Raw genomic sequence first — 17,921 nt, 5'->3', positions numbered from 1 at the left:
ACGGGATGAGGCACTCCCCGATAGCGGCGGCAATCGCCAATCATTGAACGGATGCCGTTCATCTGCTCAGGTTCAGCCATATCAAGCTGTGCCGGGACGGCAAGAATTCCCCTTCCCACCGCCCCCCTGCCCACGGGGGCGAGGGAGCACCGGTAAGGACTTCCTGCGGATCTGCTTCAACCAGCCTGTTCATGTCCCGCGCCCTTGTGAACAACGCCATTGTCGGCAAGCACCGGCGGCGCGACCCTGACGTAAGTCAATCCAGCGCGAATCGTCCTCCACTCCATGCAGGACACGCGTCTTGTTATCCACTATCTGCGCACCAGTCCGCATAACGGCAGCCAGCAACCGCGCAGCGACGGATTTTGCACGGCCGCAACATTCCCGGGCGCAGAATCCACTACTAGTGAATCCGCCGTCTCCACCGAAGGTGGCCACCACGGCCGCCGCTCCCGCGAGGTCCGCCATGTCTTACGTCGATGGTTTCCTGGCCGCCGTACCGCTGGCCAACAAAGCCTGGTTCATCGAGCACGCACACATCGCCGATGCCCTGTTCATCGAGTTCGGCGCGCTGCGCGTCACCGAATGCTGGTCCGATGATGTGCCACACGGAACCCTGACCGACTTCTACCGCGCGGTGCAGGCCAGGGACGATGAAGCGGTGGTGTTCTCGTGGATAGAGTGGCCGGACAAGGCCACCCGCGATGCCGGCATGCAGAAAATGATGGAAGACCCACGCATGGACCCGGCCACCAACCCGATGCCGTTCGACGGCAAGCGACTGGTCTACGGTGGTTTCGTGCCAGTGCTGCACCTGGGCGAGTAGATCACTGCTTGTGGGAGCGGCGTAAGCCGCGAAGCTGATGGTCTTCAAACAATCGGCATCAATGCCAACTGATGATGTGCCTGCTTCGCGGTTTATACCGCTCCCACAAAAGAGCCAGGTGCCAGAACACCCGAGCCAGAAGGTTGCAGGTTTGCCTGAGCAAAAAGCGCCTGCTTACTGCGCCATCCCCAGCACGTACATCAGCACCAGCAGGCCGAGCACACCCCCCAATACCGCAAAGAAGATCTTCCACGCGCTGTAAGGGCGCTCACCTGCCAGTTCACCGGTATAGCCATTGGCCAGCACCTGGAAGCTGCGTGCGCCATAGGTGTAACTGACCAGCCACACTGGCACCAGGATGTGCTTGAAGGTGCGTTTGCTGTAATTGGCCTGCACCTGCAGGTTGCGCTGGGTATCGCCCGGCACCTGCTCGGAACACAGGTAGCGGGTCTGCTCCTGCATCTGCGCCTCACCCTTCTGCGCGGCCTGGCGCAGATCCACCTGGTAACGCTCAACCGTCCAGCCACGCACGAACTCGGGGGTGTACGGCTTCAAGTCGCTGGTGGTCGGGAAGCGGCCGATCTTGCCCAGCAGCTCCGGATGCACGCCGACCGTGCCCGGCACCAGCTCGTCATCGAAGAAGTGCTGCAGCGAACCGGATGCGGGTTCCCAGCGTATGCGCCGTTCCTGCCGGGTCTGGGTGTTGCCCTTGGAATCGCGGTAGCTGACGCTGACGTAGTAGTAATGCCCGGCCTCGGCAGTCCAGCGTGCGGCAACGTGGGCGTCGAATGTCCAGTACGGCAGGTACATGCCCTTGAGCGTATCGGTCAGCGCCGCACGCTTGAGCTTGCTCGGCGCGAACCAGCGCGTGCCGTACCACTTGCGGATGATGTCCCGCACCTGGCCGTCGCTGATCTTGAACGGCAGCACGCTCTGCGGGGTGATCGCATCGCCCAGCGACTCGTGGTCGATGATCGATGGCGAGCCGCAGAACTCGCAGCGATCAGCGACCTTGCGGTCGACGAACACCGAGATCGCATGACAGCTCTGGCATTGCACCTCGCGCGGCTGCGCACCGTAGCCACGTTGCTCGGCCGGGGTGGCGGCCATGCTCTGCAGCATGCCGACCACGCCGCCCTGCGGTTTCGGCGGCAACGGCGGCGGCAGCGCCGCCTCGTCCTGCAGCCGTTGCAGGGCGGCCAGCAGATCCTGCTCGACCACGCCGCCACTGCCATCGCCGACGCCTGCGGCTGCCTCCGACAGCGGCACGATGGTGCCGCAATAGGGACAGGCCAGGGCTTGCTTGCCGGCATTCCATTGCAGATCCCCACCGCATTCCGGGCAGGGATGTTTGCCAACTGTTGCGTTGTTCATCAGCCGCGCAGGAACTCTTCCAGTGCCGAGCGGGCAATGCGCGTGGCATTGCCGATCTTGCGTGCCTTCAGGTCACCGGAAGCAATGGACGCCATCACGTCCTCGACCGATACCGACAAGGCCTGTGCAGCCTGCTCGGGGGTGAGTACGTCCAGCGCCACTGCATCACCAGCAGCCGGCAACGGTGGCGGTACCGCCGCGCCGGGCACCACTGGTGCGCCGGTCTGCATGTTGCGCATCATTTCCTGCGCCATGCCGAAGCCCATCGCCATCTGTGCCGGCACCGCAGCGGCAGCGGCACCTTCGCCGCCCTCGCCCATGCCATGGCCCATCTGGTACTTCACGTAGTCGTTGAGGTTGCCGATCACGCCCATGCTGGAGCGCTTGTCGATGGCCTGCTCCACTTCCGGCGGCACCGACACGTTTTCCAGGATGAAGCTGGTGATCTCGATGCCGTACTTGTCGGTCATCACCGGGTTGATGATCGGCAGCAGGGCCTCGCCCAGCTCGGAGTAGCGCGAGGCCACATCCAGCGCCGGCACGCCGGCCCTGGCCAGTGCCTCGGTGAACACACTGACGATGCGCGAACGCATGGTGTCGGCGAACTCATCCAGGCGGAAGTTCTGGTCGGTACCGGCCACTTCCTTGAGGAACCTGGGCGGGTCGACGATGCGGAAATCATAGGTACCAAACGCGCGCAGGCGGACCACGCCGAAATCGGCGTCGCGCATCATCACCGGATTGGAGGTGCCCCACTTGTTGCCGGTGAACAGGCGCGTGTTGAGGTAGTAGACGTCACACTTGAACGGCGATTCAAAGCCGTATTTCCAGCACAGGATGGTCGACAGCACCGGGATGTTCTGGGTGCTCAGGGTATGTTTGCCCGGGCCGAACAGATCGGCGTACTGGCCAGCGGCGACGAACTGCACCGTCTGCGACTCACGCACGATCAGCTGCGCGCCATTCTTGATCTGGCGGTCCTCGTCCGGCCAGCGGTAGGACAGCGTGTCACGCGAGTCATCGGTCCACTCGATGATCTCGATCAGTTCCTTCTTGATGAAATCCAGAATGCTCATGCTCAGTCCCCAGTCGACAAGGCTCTGATTCTACGGCGGGAATGTTAAGAACGCGCGTGACGCCATGCAGACATGCCGTGGCGCAGCATGGCCGCATATTCTGGAGTTGCGGGGACGCCATGCGTGTTCTGACCCTGTTGTTGACCGCCCTGTTCGGCCTGGCCCTGACGGTAGGCGGCGGCTGGCTGCTGGCCCTGCGCGGCAGCCCGTTCTACCTGCTCAGCGGCCTGCTGCTATTGGCCGTGGCCTGGGGCCTGTGGCGACACCGGCGCTGGCCGACCTGGCTGTACGCCGGCTGGCTGCTGGTGCTGCTGGGCTGGTCACTGTGGGAGGCCGGCCTGTACTGGTGGCCGTTGGCCACCCGTTTGGGCGTACCGGCCCTGCTCGGCCTGCTGATGGCCCTGCCAGCCTCGCGCCGTTCCAGCCCGCGCGGCTACACCGGTCCGGCCGGCTGGCCGGTGCTGCTGGTCTCGCTGGGCGTGGCCGCGGTTGCCTTCGCTGGCATCCCGCGCCACCTGCATGAAATCGATGGCCGCCTGCCGATGGACATCGTCAACGCCAACCCGGCACTGGGCGACACCGCGCAGCCGGAAGGCGAATGGCAGGCTTACGGACGCAGTGGCTACGGCCAGCGCTATTCGCCGCTGGCACAGATCACCCCGGCCAATGTCGGTCAGCTGCAGCTGGCCTGGCAGATGCAGACCGGTGACGTGCGCCTGCCGCAGGATGTGGGCGAGACCACCTACGAAGTCACCCCGCTGAAGATCGGCAACACCCTGTATCTGTGCACGCCGCACAGCCTGGCGTTCGCACTGGATGCGGACAGCGGCAAGGTGCTGTGGAAGTTTGATCCTGCCGCAGGCATGGAACCGCAGCGCCAGCACCAGACCTGCCGCGGGCTGTCGTATTACACCGAGCCGGCTGCCAGCCCGGCTGCAGCAGCAACAAGCGCGGCCATGTGCCGCAGCCGCGTTTTCCTGCCCAGCGCCGATGCCAAGCTGCATGCACTGGACGCGCAGACCGGCCAGCACTGCCCGGACTTCGGCAATAACGGCGTGCTCGACCTGCTGCACAACATGCCGTTCAAACAGGCCGGTTATTACTACTCCACCTCGCCACCATTGATAGCGGGTGGCAAGGTCATCATCGCCGGTGCGGTCAACGACGACTATGCGATCAACTCGCCTTCCGGGGTGATCCGCGCCTACGACGTGCACAACGGCCAGCTGCTGTGGAACTGGGATTCGGGCAACCCCACCCAGACAGCGCCGCTGGACCCGAGCAATCCCAATCAGGTCTATACGCCGAGCTCGCCGAACAGCTGGTCGGTGGCCAGCGCCGATGAAGCACTGGGCCTGGCCTACTTCCCGATGGGCAACCGCACCCCGGACCAACTCGGCATGTACCGCAGCCCGGCCGAAGAAACCTATGCCTCATCGGTAGTGGCATTGGACATCGGCAGTGGCCAGGTCCGTTGGGTGCAGCAGTTCGTGCACCACGACCTGTGGGACATGGATACTCCGGCACAACCGGTACTGCTGGATCTTGATCTGCCACAAGGCCGCGTACCGGCGCTGGTGCAGCCGACCAAACAAGGTGACGTCTACGTGCTGGACCGCCGCGACGGCAAACCCTTGCTGCCGATCAGCCAACGCACCGCACCGCAATACGTGGATATTCCCGGCCAATTCGCCGCACCCACGCAACCAGCGTCCGCGTTGAGTTTCGAGCCCAAACCGCTACGTGAAGCCGATATGTGGGGCGCCAGCCTGATCGACCAGATGCTGTGCCGCATCCAGTACCGGCAGCTGCGCTACGAAGGCCGCTATACACCGCCAACCCTGCAGGGCAGCCTGATCTATCCGGGCAACTTCGGCACCTTCAACTGGGGCAGCGTGGCAGTGGACCCGCAGCGGCAGGTGATGTTCGGCATGCCCACCTATCTGGCCTTCGTCTCCAAGCTGGTGCCCAAGCATGAGACCAGCGGCCGCGAGATGAACAAGGGCGAGCATGGCTTGAATGAGAACAAGGGCGCCGATTATGCGGTGGAAATGACGCCCTTCATGTCGCCCATTGGCGTCCCCTGCCAGGTGCCACCGTGGGGCACGGTTGCCGCCGCCGATCTGCGCACCGGCAAGATCGCCTACCAGCACCGCAACGGCACCATCCGCGATCTCTCGCCACTGCCCTTGCCGATACGCATCGGCGTGCCCGGCATTGGTGGACCGATGCTGACTGCGACCGGCGTGGCCTTCATGAGCGCAGCCACCGACGACAACTTCCGCGCCTACGATCTAGCCAGCGGCAAGGTGCTGTGGGATGTGCGTATTCCGGCCGGTGGGCAGGCCACGCCGATGACCTACCTCAACAGCCAGGGCGAGCAGATGGTGCTGCTGGTGGCTGGTGGTCATGGATCGACCGGGACCAAGGCAGGCGATTATGTGTTGGCTTACAAGCTGAGGAAGTAAGGGCCTTAGTGGCTGAAGCAGGAGCAGAAGCAGGAGCACCCCTCCCCAACCCTCCCCTTGCCTTCGGCAAAGGGAGGGAGCGCAAGCAACAGCTCAGAGCTGCACGATCAGCTCCCTCCCTTGCGCAACGCGCAGGGGAGGGTTGGGGATGGGTGCCTCTCGCAAGAACCCAATCAGCCCAGATCAATCCTCGGCACGTCATACCAGGCCGAATCCGGGAACCGCTCCAACACCCAATCACGAATAAACCCGCGACTATCTGCCGCGATCAGCTCATCGCTGCTGTCATCGCGGCTGTTCCAGGCAACGCCATGCAAGGCTATCCCACGCGCCGCAATCGCCTCCAACGACAACAACGTGTGATTGATCGAACCCAAGCGCCCGGAGGTCACCAGCAGCAACGGCCAACCCTTCTCCGCAACGTAATCAATCGTCAGCAGTTGCTCGGTCAGCGGCACCATCAAACCACCGGCACCCTCGATCAACACCGTCTCGTAGCGCTCGCACAAACGCGCGGTCGCAGACTCGATGGCAGTTAGATCCAAAGCCCGCTGCTCCAGCCGCGCCGCCAGATGCGGCGATGCCGGATAGGCGAACAGCGCCGGCATCGTGGTGCCGTCACGGTCCTCTTCAAACAAGCCGGTGCCCATGATGCGCCGATGCAGCAGGATGTCATCGGAGGCACCTACGCAGCCGGTCTGCACCAGCTTCTGGGTGATCACGTCCTCGCCCTGAACCGCCCATTGCTGCGCCAGCCAACCGGTGACAACCGTCTTGCCGATCTCGGTATCGATGCCACTGACAAATACGATCTTGCCGCTCATGCGCGCATATCCTCTTCCTGCAGGCTGGCCACCAGCGCGACCATGGCGTCACACAGCTGCTGCAACTGTGCATCGTCAATCACAAACGGCGGCATCACATAGACCAGTCGGCCGAATGGCCGGATCCAGATACCGTGGTCCAGCATCCGTTGCTGGATGCGTTCCAGCCGCAGCGATGCCTTCAATTCGATAACACCGATGGCCCCAAGCACGCGCACATCGGCCACCTGCGGCAAGGCGCGCGCGGGCGCAAAACTCTCTTCAAGACGACGCTCGATCGCTCCCACCCTGCCCTGCCAATCCTGCGACAGCAACAGCTGCACCGAGGCCAGTGCAACCGCGCAGGCCAGCGGATTGGCCATGAAGGTCGGCCCGTGCATGAACACACCCGGCTCGGCACTGGCGATCACATCGGCGATCTCACGCGTGCACAGCGTGGCCGCCAAGGTCATGTAACCGCCGGTCAATGCCTTGCCAATGCACAGGATGTCGGGACTGATGCCGGCGTGCTCGCAGGCAAACAATCGCCCGCTGCGGCCAAAGCCGGTGGCGATTTCATCGCAGATCAGCAGCACGTCGTGCTTGCGACACAAGCGTGCAAGCTCGCGCAGGTACTGCGGATGGTAGAAGCGCATGCCACCTGCACCCTGCACCACCGGCTCGATGATGAAGGCGGCCAGCTCACCCGCACTCTCGGCGAACAGCTGCTCAAGCGGTGCGGTATCGGCCGGATCCCATTCCTCGCCGAAACGCGTCTGCGGCGCAGGCACGAAACGGCGTGTCGGCAGTGAAGTGCCAAACAGGCCATGCATGCCGGTAACCGGATCGCATACCGACATCGCGTTCCAGGTGTCGCCGTGATAGCCCGAACGCGTGGTGGCGATATTGCCCTTGCCAGGCTTGCCGCGCGCCACCTGGTACTGGATCGCCATCTTCAGCGCGACCTCCACCGACACCGAACCGGAGTCCGCGTAGAAGATCGCATCCAGTCCCTTGGGGATGATCTGCAGCAGCTGCTTGCCCAACGCGATGGCCGGCTCGTGGGTAAGCCCACCGAACATCACGTGCGACATGCGGCCAAGCTGCTCAACCACCGCCTGGTTCAGCTGCGGATGGTTGTAACCATGGATGGCGCACCACCACGAGGCCATGCCGTCGATCAGCCGGGTGCCATCTTCCAGCTGCAGCAGCACGCCATCGGCGCGGGCAACCTTGAGCACCGGCACCGGGCTGCCCAGGGCGCTATAGGGGTGCCACAGGTGTTCACGGTCGAATTGATCAATCAGCATCGTTCAGTACAGCTCTCGCCGCGGGAAGGCGGCTTGCAGGGGGCGTACCTTACCGCTTGCGCGGCTGCCCTGCATGCATCAGCGGCAGCGGGTCGAAGGGGCCGTCACCGCCGTAGATGCCGTAATGCAGATGCGGCGGCGTACCACGCGCATTGCCGCTGTCACCGACGAAGCCCAGCACATCACCGGCCTGCACGATGCGCCCATAGGCCAGCCCCGGTGCCCAATCCTGAAGATGGGCGTAGTAGTGCCGCTGCCCGGCCGGCCCGATCACCCACACCTGGCGCCCGCCCAGGCCGCTGTCACGTACCGACGCCACTACGCCCTGGGTGGCAGCGACCACCGGCGTACCGCGCTTGGCGAAGATATCCACGCCATGGTGCTTGCGGTCACGGCCACGCGGTGCGCCGAAGGTATCGGCGATCTGCCGCGGCTTGATGCCTTGCACCGGCACGACTATCGCGATTGGCGCCGGCTGGCGTGACAACTTCCAGCCTTCGCGGGCCACCACACTGAAGGGTTGCTGCCAAAGCCAGCTGCCGGCCAACACCAGCACCGCCAAAAGCAGGACGATGCGCAGTTTACGCGGCCAATTGGTTCGTTCGGAAGAAGTCAAAGTTCGCCTTGGCAGTGTGTGCTGGATGGCGAAAGCTAACAGCTGCTGGCTGCGGATTTCCAGCACTTTCAAGCCGCCAAATGCAGGCGCTAACCACTTCAAACTGGCTTCACATTGGGCGCATATCCAGCACATGCGGCCCACCTAGAATTCGTCACCAACAACCCACCAAGCATGCATGCCCGAGATGGAAATCCTCTACTTCATGGCCCGGACGCCAGCACTACCAGCGGCGATGTATCTGCTGATCCTGGTTGCCGCATGGCGCTTCAGTCGCTTGCTGTTCGACGCGCTTTCAATCTTTGGTTTCATTGGCTTGCTTATGGCGTTCCTGGCCAGCAGCGGCGAAGCTGCCATGGTCATCGCGCTTATCGCCTGCGTCCATCTCTCTTTGACCTTCGCTGGTAGCAGGAAGCAAGGTCGAAGCAGCGTCAAAGCGCATGCACCAGCCGAAAGCCGCTAACGGATCGGCACCAACGCCGTTTTGTAGGAGCGACGTAAGTCGCGAAGCTGATGGATCACCAGATCGCAATCGAGATGGCTGCTCATTGATGCCAGCTTCGCGGCTGATGCCGCTCCCACAAAAGTCGCAGCCGACGCTTTCTTGTGGGAGCGACGTCAGTCGCGAAGCTCATACACCACAAGATCGCAAGGCAACGGGCTGCCAACGACCGCCGGCTTCGCGGCTGACGCCGCTCCTACGGGGACACCACGCCCTTTGTGGGAGCGGCATCTGCCGCGAAGCTCACACACCATCAGATCGCAGAGCAACTGGTTACCAACGATTCCCAGCTTCGCGGCTTACGCCGCTCCTACAAGAGCGGCGCGCCCCCACAAAGCTGCGCCCCGTCAGAACGATGCCTGCAAGGCAGCCTCCCAGCGCGTGCCGGCGGCCTGATCGCCAAACAGATCACGCGCGTGCTGATCGGTGAAGTGCCCACTCAGCCGCAGTTCGATCGGCGCTGCCACTGCCCATATCGCATTGACCTGTCCGTGCGCATAACCACCGCCCACGACATCCTGCAGCTGGTACCAACCAGCGGCAGCCTCAAGACGCAGCTGCGGTGACAGCGGCATCCGCGCGCCCAACTGGGCGTACAGACCATCCTGCTTGGTGCCGAGCGCCTCCGGCGACCAAGCCAGCGACAGCCAGTAGTTATCCTTCCAGGTCAGCGTGGTGTTCAGCTCGGTCCAGTTCAGATCGACTGTCGTTGCCGGGTAGCGGTAGTGCAGCAGGTTGGCATCCAATGCCCAGTCATCGGCCAACTTCCCGTTCCAACCCACAACGAAGTCCAGCTCGCTGCTGGCATGTGTCTGCGGTGCGAACTCTACGTTGGACCCCCAGGCCGAGGCGTAGAAACCACTATCGCCGGTAACGCGGAAACCGGCCTGCACGGCGGCGTCACCCTGGCTTTGGGTGGAACCGCGCCAGACATAGTCGCTGGTCAAGGCGGCGCTGCCGCTGGTGTCGAGGGCCAATGCATTCGCACTGGCGGTCAGGGCAACAAATGCAACGAAGTACAGCGAAGAACGTGAGCGTTTCATGGACTGTCCGAATGCTGCCGCGCGAACTGCGCGGCGATGCGGAATTGTTCACGCCCCGGGCATAAACCGACGATGGCGACAGGCTGGTTCCGGCATCAAAACTGCGTAAAACCGTAGCTCTCAATCCTGGTCAAGGAACACCTGCCGCGTCGCGCCCGCCGGCATCGGCTCGGCAAAGGCCGGTTTGATCTCCATCGGCAGCCAATCGCTCTCACAATGCGTGAACTGCCATTGGCTGGGTCTGAAACGCGCCGTCGCGCCGTCCGGCTCGCCGACGAGGAACTCGGCCTGGATGTCATAGTCGATCAACGGCGCATTGAACCAGACGTTCTCGCCGGCCTTGCAGTCAATGAAGGGGCGCGCTTGGTCGATGACCCAATCACCGGTATCAGGGTCGGTGCGATATACCGGGCTGATGCGCTGATCGATGGCCAGCCGCATCCGCCCCGGCGTTGTCTCCAATGCCTCGACCCAGAGTCCAGCCAACAGCACCGGAGCACTGAACTGCAGGGCATCCAGGCCACGCAAGCCAAGTGCACGTTGCGGATCGCCGTTGTCGAATACATCGTAGCGATTGACCAACGTCCCCTTGGGAACAAGGAACTCGCCGTACTGGAAATCCCGCTCCAGCACGAACTGTGCGCGGCTATGCCGCTGCCAGCTCTCAATGTCGAACTCCCGTTTGAACTGGGCCAGCTTGTAGCCGAGCAGGCCCACCCAGGCCGCGACCAGCAGAACGAATCCGGTACTTACCCTTACCTTCCAACTGAAGAATGCGCGCCAACCGCCTTCGCCGTACCTATGGAAATACCAGGCCTGCACAAGCAGGCTTATCGCAACTGCGGCGCCTACCAACGGCAGCACGAACACCAGCAGCAGGAATGGCCACGAGATCACCGGTCCAAAGATCATCAGTACAAACATGCGAAGGAAGGCAAGGCATCCTAACGCCTCAGCAGTCCGACGCCTGCAACCAAGGCATAACGACCAAATAAATCCACATCAGCCAGCGGCCAATGAACTCATCCGGACTCATGTGGCGAGCGGGAAAACCGGCAAAATGGCCTTGCCAAAGCCCACCCACTGCCATGACGTCCAGCAGCAAACCCCTGCATCCCCTCCGTAACTGGTTGAGCATCGAGCGCAACCAGACCAGCCACGGGGAGAAATGGATCTCGGCACTGGGCGCGCTGATCGGCATCAGCGTGGTCTACCAGATCACCCATTCGTTCTTCCCGGGTGGCTTCAACCATGCCGGCGGCGCAATCCTGTTGGCTTCGATGGGTGCAAGCGCGGTACTGGTGTTCGCCGTGCCGCATGGCGCCCTGTCACAGCCGTGGGCGGTGATTGCCGGCCATCTGGTATCGGCCTTCATCGGCGTCAGCTGCCAGCTGATGTTCCCCGAGCAGGCCTGGACCGGCGCGCTCGCCGTGGGCCTGGCGGTCGGTGCAATGCACTACCTGCGCTGCATCCATCCACCCGGCGGTGCCACCGCACTTGCTGCTGTGATTGGCGGCGCCGATGTGCACGCACTCGGCTACCACTACCTGCTCACACCGGTGGCGATCAATGTCGCCGCCATCCTGCTGGCCGGGGTTGTGTTCAACGCCTGTTTCGCATGGCGCCGCTATCCGGTGCACCTGCATCGGCGCCGCCAGCAGACTGTGACCATGCCGTCCTCGCAACGCCATGTGGATCTGACCCAGGAAGACTTCCACGCCGCCATCGGCCAGCTCAATTCCTTCGTCGATATCACCGACGAGAACCTGACCGAGCTGCTGGAGCTGGCCAAACAGCACGCCGAACGCGATGCCTTGCACCCGGAACTGATTGAGCCAGGTCGCTGCTACAGCAATGGCCGCCTGGGCCGTGCCTGGAGCGTGCGCCGTGTTTCGGTAACACCGGCCCTCTCCGGCCCTTCTGCTGACCGCCTGGTGTTTGCGGTGGTGGCCGGGGACGGCATTGGCGATATCGGCCACGCAACCGCCGCCGAACTGCGGCAGTGGGCGCGCTTCGAGGTGTCGCTGCGTGAGGGTGGACGCTGGGCCAAGCTCGGTAGCGCTTGATCCCGCCAGCCGGCTGACAATGCGGGTTGCCCGGATTCAGAGCGAGAGCAGTTCCAGTACAGCACCAAACAGGCTGATCGGCGCGCGACAGGCAAGCGATTCATGCACGCCGAACCAGTTGCACGCCACCCAGCCGAAGGGCATCAACAGCATGCCCAGGATCAGCGCATCGGTGATCCAGTTCCAGTGGCGCCCGCGCACCAACTGCAACACCGCATCCACGAAAAAGCCAACCAGCATCAGCAGTGCAACAGCGCCCAACAGCAAGGCGATGCCCAGACCGGTATCACCGCGATGTTGTTGCGTGGACGCATACGCGACGGCCATGCGTGCGTACAGCAGCAGCGCCAGCAAGGGCGTGACGAAAGCCGCAATGCGGATCACAACCGACCACGGATAACGCGAGTACCAGGCTCGGCGCGGGGAATCAATCACGATCGGGCGCACCCAAGGGAAACAGATGGCGGTAGCCGCGTGCCTCATCCACCGCACGCGCGAAGGACGGGCGCTGCAGCAGGCGCTGGCGGTAGCCCAGCAGCAGCGGGTAGTCATCGCTGATGCGGTGCGTCCAGTCGGCATAGAACAGCGAAGGCGCCGCCGCACAGTCGGCCAGCGTGAAGGTATCACCGCAGGCCCATCGGCAGCCCGGCAGCTGGGTTTCCAGCCAAGCGTAGGCAAGTTCCAGCTTCTGCACGCTGAAAGCACGAGCTTCGTCGCGCTTGCCATCATCGCCACTGAGCGCGCCATCCACTGCGTGCTGCACCGGGCTCATCACATGCAGATCGAAGAAACGATCATGAAAGCGCACGTCCAGCGCCTGCATCGGATCCTCGGGCAGCAATCGCACCGGTCCGGCATGCTTCAGCTGCAGGTATTCGATGATGATGCTGGTTTCCACGACACCGCGCTCGCCGTCGAGCAGCAGCGGGAACTTGCCCAGCGGCCAATGCTGCAGCCACTGGCCGATGTGCTCAGGCGTATCAGGGCCGAGCTCGCGGAACTCGAAAACGATGGAGTTCTCGTACAGCGCTATCAATACCTTCTGCGTGTACGAGGAGAACGGATGACCGTAGAGAACCAGCGACATGACGACGTCTCCATTATCGGAATCGCAGCGGGATGCCCCGCTGCCTGGACAGGCTCTTCAACACATGCAGCCGGCATTATCCGCTGGCAGCTGTGCCGGCGCTCATCGCCTGCCCGCAATCGCTGCCAGCCGGTTGCCCGCTGAAGCGCTCGGCGATCCAGGCGATGGCACGATCCGCCGAGGCAATCGCGGTGGTGGCATGGCCAGTGTCTGGCAGGCGCAGGTAGTTCACGGCAGCACCGCGCTTGCAGGTCTGCTCGAAGAAGTTCCAAGTGACCGGCGTCGCGACCAGGCCGTCGGCGTCGGATTGCACCAGCAACAGCGGTGCCGAACCGGCGGCCAGCGCCGTGATCGAATTGCGTGCCATCAAGCCATCCCAAGGCGCGCGCCCGCTCAGATCCAGACTGCCGAGGCGCGCGCGCAAGCGCAGCAGGCGCACCAGCGCCGCTGCCGAGAACGGATCGCCCTCGCAGCCGCTGGTAGCACGCTCGATCACGCCACGCGTTGTCTTGTTGGCGATGGTGGCCAGATCGACGCCGTAAACCTTGGACCAACTGCGGGCAGTAAACGCGGTCAACAACCCGCGTACCGTCGCATCGGCGCGCTGCATATTGGCCGCCAGATCGGTAGGCGGCGACACCGCAACCACGCCCTGCAACTGCAGATCCGGCGCATAGCTGCGCACCCGTTGCGCACTGAACAATGCTGCATGCCCGCCCTGAGAATGTCCCCACACCGCGAAGCTGCGGCTTGCACCGGCAGCGACGAGACCGGTCGCTGCGCGCACCGAGTCCAATACCGCGGCAGCGGCAGCATCGCCAGCAAGATAGGCGTGCGGCCCGCGCGTACCCAACCCCGGGTAGTCACTGGCCACGACGACCCAGCCGCGCGCCAGCATATCGGCCAGCCCGGGGATCTGGTCCAGGGTGCGGATCGGCGTGCAGGCCGAATCGATACCCACCGTACCGTGCGCCCAGGCAACGATATCGCGCCCCTGCACCGGGCTGGGCCCGTCCGGTGCAATCAGCACGCCAGTGGATTGCGTGGGATCACCATCGACATCGGTGGTCTCGTAACGGATACGCCAGGCCTTGGCGCCTGCAGGCGCACCGTCAGTGGCAATCGCCTCCAGCAGCTTGCCGGGCGCAGCCAATGCAGGCGCACCGCCCAGATGTAGCAGCGTGGCCAGCAGCAGCCCGCGCATCACGGCATTTCTCATGCTTTCCAGTCCCTGGGCACCCGATGGTGCAGATGCTAGCTCAATGCCACGCCTGTGGGAGCGGCATGAGCCGCGAAGCTGGTAATCCTGCCGTCGCTGTACACGGGCATACCTTGGAGTCTGGATCACCAGCTTCGCGGCTTACGCCGCTCCTACAACGTCCCACGCGATTCATGGCTGCCATGAGTAAATCTCGCGGCGCCGCTCGAAATGTCGGCCCTACAATGGCCGGCACTCAAACCGGGACGATCAAACATGCGCAACCGTCGCCTGGCATTCGCCTTCGGCCTGCTCGCTGCGTGCGCGCATGGCGGCGCCGCTGCCGAGCGGGTCGGCGGTGTCGCACCACTGGGCAAGGAAGTAGTTGCGTCGGTCGATACCGGCCAATTCGAGACCGGCAGCTTCACCTCGGACAACGGAGCGGTCATTCCCTATCGACTGCTACGCCCTTCGACACTGCAAGCCGGCACGACCTACCCATTGGTCATCCAGCTCCACGGCTCCGGCGGCATAGGCAGGGACAACAGCAGCCAGCTCGACCGTCTGGCCAAAAGCTGGGCGATGCCTGAAATCCGGCAGCACTACCCCGCCTACGTGCTGGTACCGCAGTTCCCTGAGCGCAGCGCGAATTACGGCCCTGCCTCAGCGGATCAACATGCGCAAGCATCACCGGTGCTCAGCGCCGCGCTCGAGCTGGCCAATGAAATCACCGCCGACAATCCCGTCGATAGCACCCGGATATATGCGATTGGATTCTCGATGGGCGGGTCAGCGGCATGGCTGCTGCCTACCTTGCAGCCTGACCTGCTGGCCGCCATCGTGCCGATCTCCGGCATTGCGCCGGCCGACGAGCATGCCGCCGCCTTCAAGAACCTGCCGGTGCTGGCCATGCATGGCAATGCCGATGACGAGAACCCGATCACCGCCGACAAGCGCTTTGTCGCGGCGGTCCTTGCAGCCGGTGGCAAGCAGATACAGCTCAGGGAGTACGAAGCGCTGCCGCACACACCGCCGGCCGATATCCACCCTGGCAACTGGTGGCGCGACTGGTTGTTCCAGCAACGACGTGACTGACCAACGCTGTTGTGGGGGGGGGGGGGGGCCCCCCGCGGGGAAAAAAGATAAATAAAACGGGGGGGGGGGGGGGGGGCGCCCCCCCACAAAAAAAATTTAAAAAAAAATGGAGAACACAAAAAAAAAAAAACACCCACCCCCCCCCCCCCACAAAACCTGTTTTCCAACCTGATTGAGCCCACCATGTCTGAAGCCAAGCGCCTGGCCGCCGAAAAAGCCATCGAGTACGTGCAGAAGGGAATGATCGTCGGTGTCGGCACCGGCTCCACCGTTGCCTACTTCATCGAAGCCCTGGCCCGCATCAAGGACCAGATCGAAGGCGCGGTCTCCAGCTCCGACCAGAGCACAGCCCTTCTGAAAGGCCACGGCATCGAGGTACTGGACCTGAACCACACCGGCGGCCTGTCGCTGTATGTGGACGGTGCCGATGAGTGCGACGGCAACAAGAATCTGATCAAGGGCGGCGGCGCCGCGCTGACCCGCGAAAAGATCATCGCCGAGGCCAGCAAGCAGTTCGTCTGCATCGTCGACCCGAGCAAGCAGGTCAAGGTACTGGGCAAGTTCCCGCTGCCGGTGGAGGTGATTCCGATGGCACGCAGCCTGGTCGCCCGCGAGATCCTGGCCCTGACCGGCGGCCAGCCGGTGTGGCGCGACGGCGTGGTCACCGACAACGGGAATCTGATTTTGGACGTGCACAACCTGGCCATCACCGACCCGGTGAAGCTGGAGCAGCAGCTCAACCAGATTCCCGGCGTCGTCACCGTAGGTTTGTTCGCCCGCCGCCCGGCTGACGTAGTCATCATCGGCGGCGAGCCGCCGCAGGTGCTGTAACCGCGCTTGCTTCTGATTCGCCCTTCCCCCGTTTACGGGGGAAGGTGCCCGAAGGGCGGATGGGGGCAAGCTTTTGACTCCCCCAGCCAATCCGACAGTTCTCTTTCTCTGCCAATCCCAACCATGCCCACATCCTTCCTGCGCACCCTCCTTGCCCTGTCCTTGCTCGCTCTGGCCGGCTGCGCCAGCGCCGACGGCAAGCACTGGGTGGAACTGGCCGGCACCCGCTACAACGTGGAACTGGCCCAGAACGACGAAACCCGCGCCCGCGGCCTGATGTTCCGCGACCAGATGGACGCCGACCACGGCATGTTGTTCGTCCACGATCGCGAGGAACCGCAGGCCTACTGGATGAAGAACACCAGGATCCCGCTCGACATCCTCTATTTCGACAGCCAGCGCCGCCTGGTCGGCCAGCAGCGCGATGTGCCGCCGTGCTCGGCTGGCGACATGTGCCCGCCCTATCCCAGCTTCAACCCGGCCCTGTACGTGCTGGAGCTCAATGCCGGCCAAGCCGCCAAGCTCAAGCTGGAAGACGGTGCCGAGCTGACCTTCGGACCCGGCATCACGACTGGCAACTGACTGAGACGCACATGTTGAACAGCGGCGCCCTTGAACCGGCGCCGCTTTGCCGCCAGTCTTGGGGGCATGTCAGAAACACGCATCACCCTGCCGCAGTGGGAAGAACTGGCCGGCTTGCCCGATGAGGCATTGCCGCTGCTGCCGACCGCCTTGCTGATCGCGCGCGACGAATACCCGCAACTCGACCCCGCCGCCTACGACCGCGTGCTGCAGGCCCACGCCGACCACCTGCGGGTGGAGGTGGACGCCATCGGCGAATGGCCGCTCAAGGTCGCCGCCATCAACAACCACCTGTTCAACGAAGTGGGCTACAGCGGCGACAACGACGAGTACTACGACCCGCGCAACAGCTACCTCAACGAGGTGTTCGAGCGCCGCCTGGGCAACCCTATCTCGCTGGCGCTGGTACAGATCGAAGTCTCACGCAGGCTCGGTCTGCCGCTGGAAGGCATTTCCTTCCCCGGCCATTTCCTGGTGCGCTTGCCGGTGGAAGACGGCGTGCTGATCATGGACCCGTTCAATGGTGGCCGTCCGCTGGGCGTGGACGAACTCCGCGAGCGCGCACGCAGCAATCTGGGCGGCGAAACGCCCGATGACAGCGTGCTGGCGCAGATTCTCGACCCGGCCCCACACCGCGCCATCCTGATGCGCATGCTGCGCAACCTGCACGGTGTCTATGCCGAACGCGGCGAATGGGACCGCGCCGCGCGCAGTGCCGACCGCATCCTCAAACTGGCCCCCGAACAGGCCGATGCGGTACGCGATCGCGGCCTGGCCTACATGCAGCTGGAACATCTGGCCGGTGCCCGCGCCGACCTGGCGCGCTACCTGAAAATGGCGCCGGAAGCCGCCGATGCCGTCAGCATCCGCGAACGTCTGGTTGAACTGGGTGGAGAAAGGCCGAGGCTGCATTAGGCCTCGCTTTGCCCTGCCTTTTGTAGGAGCGGGGGGGGGGGGGGGGGGGGGGGGGGGGGGGGGGGGGGGGGGGGGGGGGGGGGGGGGGCGGGGGCGGGGCGCGGGGGGGGGACGCGGGCGCGCCGGGGG

The 17,921-nt window shown here is 63.8% G+C and carries 18 protein-coding genes; 8 read left to right on the top strand and 10 right to left on the bottom strand.

Features of this window, described 5'->3' with window-relative positions; genetic code table 11:
* Positions 1 to 466 precede the first annotated feature (466 nt).
* Positions 467 to 826 (top strand): DUF1428 domain-containing protein, encoded by a 360-nt coding sequence (locus ACVOLV_RS12745; protein ID WP_481554721.1) that lies wholly within the window; start codon positions 467 to 469, stop codon positions 824 to 826.
* 174 nt (positions 827 to 1,000) lie between these two features.
* Here ACVOLV_RS12745 and ACVOLV_RS12740 read toward each other — a convergent pair whose 3' ends face one another.
* Positions 1,001 to 2,200, bottom strand: a complete 1,200-nt coding sequence (locus ACVOLV_RS12740) for a TFIIB-type zinc ribbon-containing protein (RefSeq protein ID WP_481554720.1) — start codon at positions 2,198 to 2,200, stop codon at positions 1,001 to 1,003.
* Complete coding sequence (locus ACVOLV_RS12735; protein ID WP_481554719.1) at positions 2,200 to 3,276, bottom strand: SPFH domain-containing protein; 1,077 nt, start codon at positions 3,274 to 3,276, stop codon at positions 2,200 to 2,202. The genes ACVOLV_RS12740 and ACVOLV_RS12735 overlap by 1 nt, the downstream gene beginning before the upstream one ends.
* A 119-nt stretch (positions 3,277 to 3,395) precedes the next feature.
* Between ACVOLV_RS12735 and ACVOLV_RS12730 the strand changes: the two genes are divergently transcribed.
* Positions 3,396 to 5,744, top strand: coding sequence for a membrane-bound PQQ-dependent dehydrogenase, glucose/quinate/shikimate family (locus ACVOLV_RS12730; RefSeq protein WP_481554718.1), 2,349 nt, complete (start codon positions 3,396 to 3,398; stop codon positions 5,742 to 5,744).
* Between the two features lie 173 nt (positions 5,745 to 5,917).
* Here ACVOLV_RS12730 and bioD read toward each other — a convergent pair whose 3' ends face one another.
* Genes bioD through ACVOLV_RS12715 form a run of 3 tightly spaced genes read right to left on the bottom strand, consistent with a single transcriptional unit; the run spans position 5,918 to position 8,536 of the window.
* Positions 5,918 to 6,568: a dethiobiotin synthase gene (bioD, locus tag ACVOLV_RS12725; protein WP_481554717.1), complete on the bottom strand. Its 651-nt coding sequence runs from the start codon at positions 6,566 to 6,568 to the stop codon at positions 5,918 to 5,920.
* Positions 6,565 to 7,857 carry an adenosylmethionine--8-amino-7-oxononanoate transaminase gene (bioA, locus tag ACVOLV_RS12720; RefSeq protein ID WP_481554716.1) on the bottom strand — a complete coding sequence of 431 codons (1,293 nt, stop codon included), beginning with the start codon at positions 7,855 to 7,857 and terminating at the stop codon, positions 6,565 to 6,567. The genes bioD and bioA overlap by 4 nt, the downstream gene beginning before the upstream one ends.
* 49 nt (positions 7,858 to 7,906) lie before the next feature.
* A complete protein-coding gene (locus ACVOLV_RS12715; RefSeq protein WP_481554740.1) occupies positions 7,907 to 8,536 on the bottom strand; it encodes a M23 family metallopeptidase in 630 nt (209 codons plus the stop codon).
* Between the two features lie 172 nt (positions 8,537 to 8,708).
* On the opposite strand from ACVOLV_RS12715, the gene ACVOLV_RS12710 reads away from it, so the two are divergent.
* Positions 8,709 to 8,936, top strand: a complete 228-nt coding sequence (locus ACVOLV_RS12710) for a hypothetical protein (protein WP_481554715.1) — start codon at positions 8,709 to 8,711, stop codon at positions 8,934 to 8,936.
* A 386-nt stretch (positions 8,937 to 9,322) separates the two neighbouring features.
* Here ACVOLV_RS12710 and ACVOLV_RS12705 read toward each other — a convergent pair whose 3' ends face one another.
* Positions 9,323 to 10,018 (bottom strand): TorF family putative porin, encoded by a 696-nt coding sequence (locus tag ACVOLV_RS12705; RefSeq protein ID WP_481554714.1) that lies wholly within the window; start codon positions 10,016 to 10,018, stop codon positions 9,323 to 9,325.
* 120 nt (positions 10,019 to 10,138) lie between these two features.
* Positions 10,139 to 10,930, bottom strand: a complete 792-nt coding sequence (locus ACVOLV_RS12700; protein ID WP_481554713.1) for a hypothetical protein — start codon at positions 10,928 to 10,930, stop codon at positions 10,139 to 10,141.
* A gap of 176 nt (positions 10,931 to 11,106) precedes the next feature.
* Here ACVOLV_RS12700 and ACVOLV_RS12695 point away from each other — a divergent pair, with 176 nt between their 5' ends.
* A complete protein-coding gene (locus ACVOLV_RS12695) occupies positions 11,107 to 12,084 on the top strand; it encodes an HPP family protein (RefSeq protein ID WP_481554712.1) in 978 nt (325 codons plus the stop codon).
* Positions 12,085 to 12,120: 36 nt separating this feature from the next.
* Here the strand turns inward: ACVOLV_RS12695 and ACVOLV_RS12690 are convergent, their stop codons facing one another.
* The 3 genes from ACVOLV_RS12690 to ACVOLV_RS12680 all read right to left on the bottom strand — a co-directional run bounded on the left by ACVOLV_RS12690 (position 12,121) and on the right by ACVOLV_RS12680 (position 14,390).
* Positions 12,121 to 12,519: a hypothetical protein gene (locus tag ACVOLV_RS12690; protein WP_481554711.1), complete on the bottom strand. Its 399-nt coding sequence runs from the start codon at positions 12,517 to 12,519 to the stop codon at positions 12,121 to 12,123.
* The gene (locus tag ACVOLV_RS12685; RefSeq protein ID WP_481554710.1) at positions 12,512 to 13,171 is read right to left on the bottom strand and encodes a glutathione S-transferase family protein; all 660 of its coding nucleotides are present in this window, start codon (positions 13,169 to 13,171) and stop codon (positions 12,512 to 12,514) included. Before ACVOLV_RS12685 ends, ACVOLV_RS12690 begins: the two co-directional genes overlap by 8 nt.
* A gap of 76 nt (positions 13,172 to 13,247) precedes the next feature.
* A complete protein-coding gene (locus tag ACVOLV_RS12680) occupies positions 13,248 to 14,390 on the bottom strand; it encodes an alpha/beta fold hydrolase (protein WP_481554709.1) in 1,143 nt (380 codons plus the stop codon).
* Between the two features lie 255 nt (positions 14,391 to 14,645).
* Between ACVOLV_RS12680 and ACVOLV_RS12675 the strand changes: the two genes are divergently transcribed.
* The 4 genes from ACVOLV_RS12675 to ACVOLV_RS12660 all read left to right on the top strand — a co-directional run bounded on the left by ACVOLV_RS12675 (position 14,646) and on the right by ACVOLV_RS12660 (position 17,792).
* A complete protein-coding gene (locus ACVOLV_RS12675; RefSeq protein WP_481554708.1) occupies positions 14,646 to 15,464 on the top strand; it encodes a carboxylesterase family protein in 819 nt (272 codons plus the stop codon).
* Positions 15,465 to 15,647: 183 nt separating this feature from the next.
* Complete coding sequence (rpiA, locus tag ACVOLV_RS12670; protein ID WP_057629081.1) at positions 15,648 to 16,295, top strand: ribose-5-phosphate isomerase RpiA; 648 nt, start codon at positions 15,648 to 15,650, stop codon at positions 16,293 to 16,295.
* A 123-nt stretch (positions 16,296 to 16,418) separates the two neighbouring features.
* On the top strand, positions 16,419 to 16,877 hold the full coding sequence (locus ACVOLV_RS12665; RefSeq protein WP_481554707.1) for a DUF192 domain-containing protein: 459 nt from the start codon (positions 16,419 to 16,421) through the stop codon (positions 16,875 to 16,877).
* A gap of 66 nt (positions 16,878 to 16,943) precedes the next feature.
* Entirely contained in the window at positions 16,944 to 17,792 is an 849-nt protein-coding gene (locus ACVOLV_RS12660; protein WP_481554706.1) for a SirB1 family protein, read from the top strand.
* Positions 17,793 to 17,921 lie beyond the last annotated feature (129 nt).

Source organism: Stenotrophomonas sp. STEN023, from assembly GCF_056760135.1.
This window is presented reverse-complemented; position numbering and strand designations above follow the sequence as displayed.

Coding starts and splice junctions, on each gene's coding strand:
- ACVOLV_RS12745 (WP_481554721.1), top strand. CDS start 467: ATGTCTTACGTCGATGGTTTCCTGGCCGCCGTACCGCTGGCCAACAAA.
- ACVOLV_RS12740 (WP_481554720.1), bottom strand. CDS start 2,200: ATGAACAACGCAACAGTTGGCAAACATCCCTGCCCGGAATGCGGTGGG.
- ACVOLV_RS12735 (WP_481554719.1), bottom strand. CDS start 3,276: ATGAGCATTCTGGATTTCATCAAGAAGGAACTGATCGAGATCATCGAG.
- ACVOLV_RS12730 (WP_481554718.1), top strand. CDS start 3,396: ATGCGTGTTCTGACCCTGTTGTTGACCGCCCTGTTCGGCCTGGCCCTG.
- bioD (WP_481554717.1), bottom strand. CDS start 6,568: ATGAGCGGCAAGATCGTATTTGTCAGTGGCATCGATACCGAGATCGGC.
- bioA (WP_481554716.1), bottom strand. CDS start 7,857: ATGCTGATTGATCAATTCGACCGTGAACACCTGTGGCACCCCTATAGC.
- ACVOLV_RS12710 (WP_481554715.1), top strand. CDS start 8,709: ATGTATCTGCTGATCCTGGTTGCCGCATGGCGCTTCAGTCGCTTGCTG.
- ACVOLV_RS12705 (WP_481554714.1), bottom strand. CDS start 10,018: ATGAAACGCTCACGTTCTTCGCTGTACTTCGTTGCATTTGTTGCCCTG.
- ACVOLV_RS12700 (WP_481554713.1), bottom strand. CDS start 10,930: ATGATCTTTGGACCGGTGATCTCGTGGCCATTCCTGCTGCTGGTGTTC.
- ACVOLV_RS12695 (WP_481554712.1), top strand. CDS start 11,107: ATGACGTCCAGCAGCAAACCCCTGCATCCCCTCCGTAACTGGTTGAGC.
- ACVOLV_RS12685 (WP_481554710.1), bottom strand. CDS start 13,171: ATGTCGCTGGTTCTCTACGGTCATCCGTTCTCCTCGTACACGCAGAAG.
- ACVOLV_RS12680 (WP_481554709.1), bottom strand. CDS start 14,390: ATGAGAAATGCCGTGATGCGCGGGCTGCTGCTGGCCACGCTGCTACAT.
- ACVOLV_RS12675 (WP_481554708.1), top strand. CDS start 14,646: ATGCGCAACCGTCGCCTGGCATTCGCCTTCGGCCTGCTCGCTGCGTGC.
- rpiA (WP_057629081.1), top strand. CDS start 15,648: ATGTCTGAAGCCAAGCGCCTGGCCGCCGAAAAAGCCATCGAGTACGTG.
- ACVOLV_RS12665 (WP_481554707.1), top strand. CDS start 16,419: ATGCCCACATCCTTCCTGCGCACCCTCCTTGCCCTGTCCTTGCTCGCT.
- ACVOLV_RS12660 (WP_481554706.1), top strand. CDS start 16,944: ATGTCAGAAACACGCATCACCCTGCCGCAGTGGGAAGAACTGGCCGGC.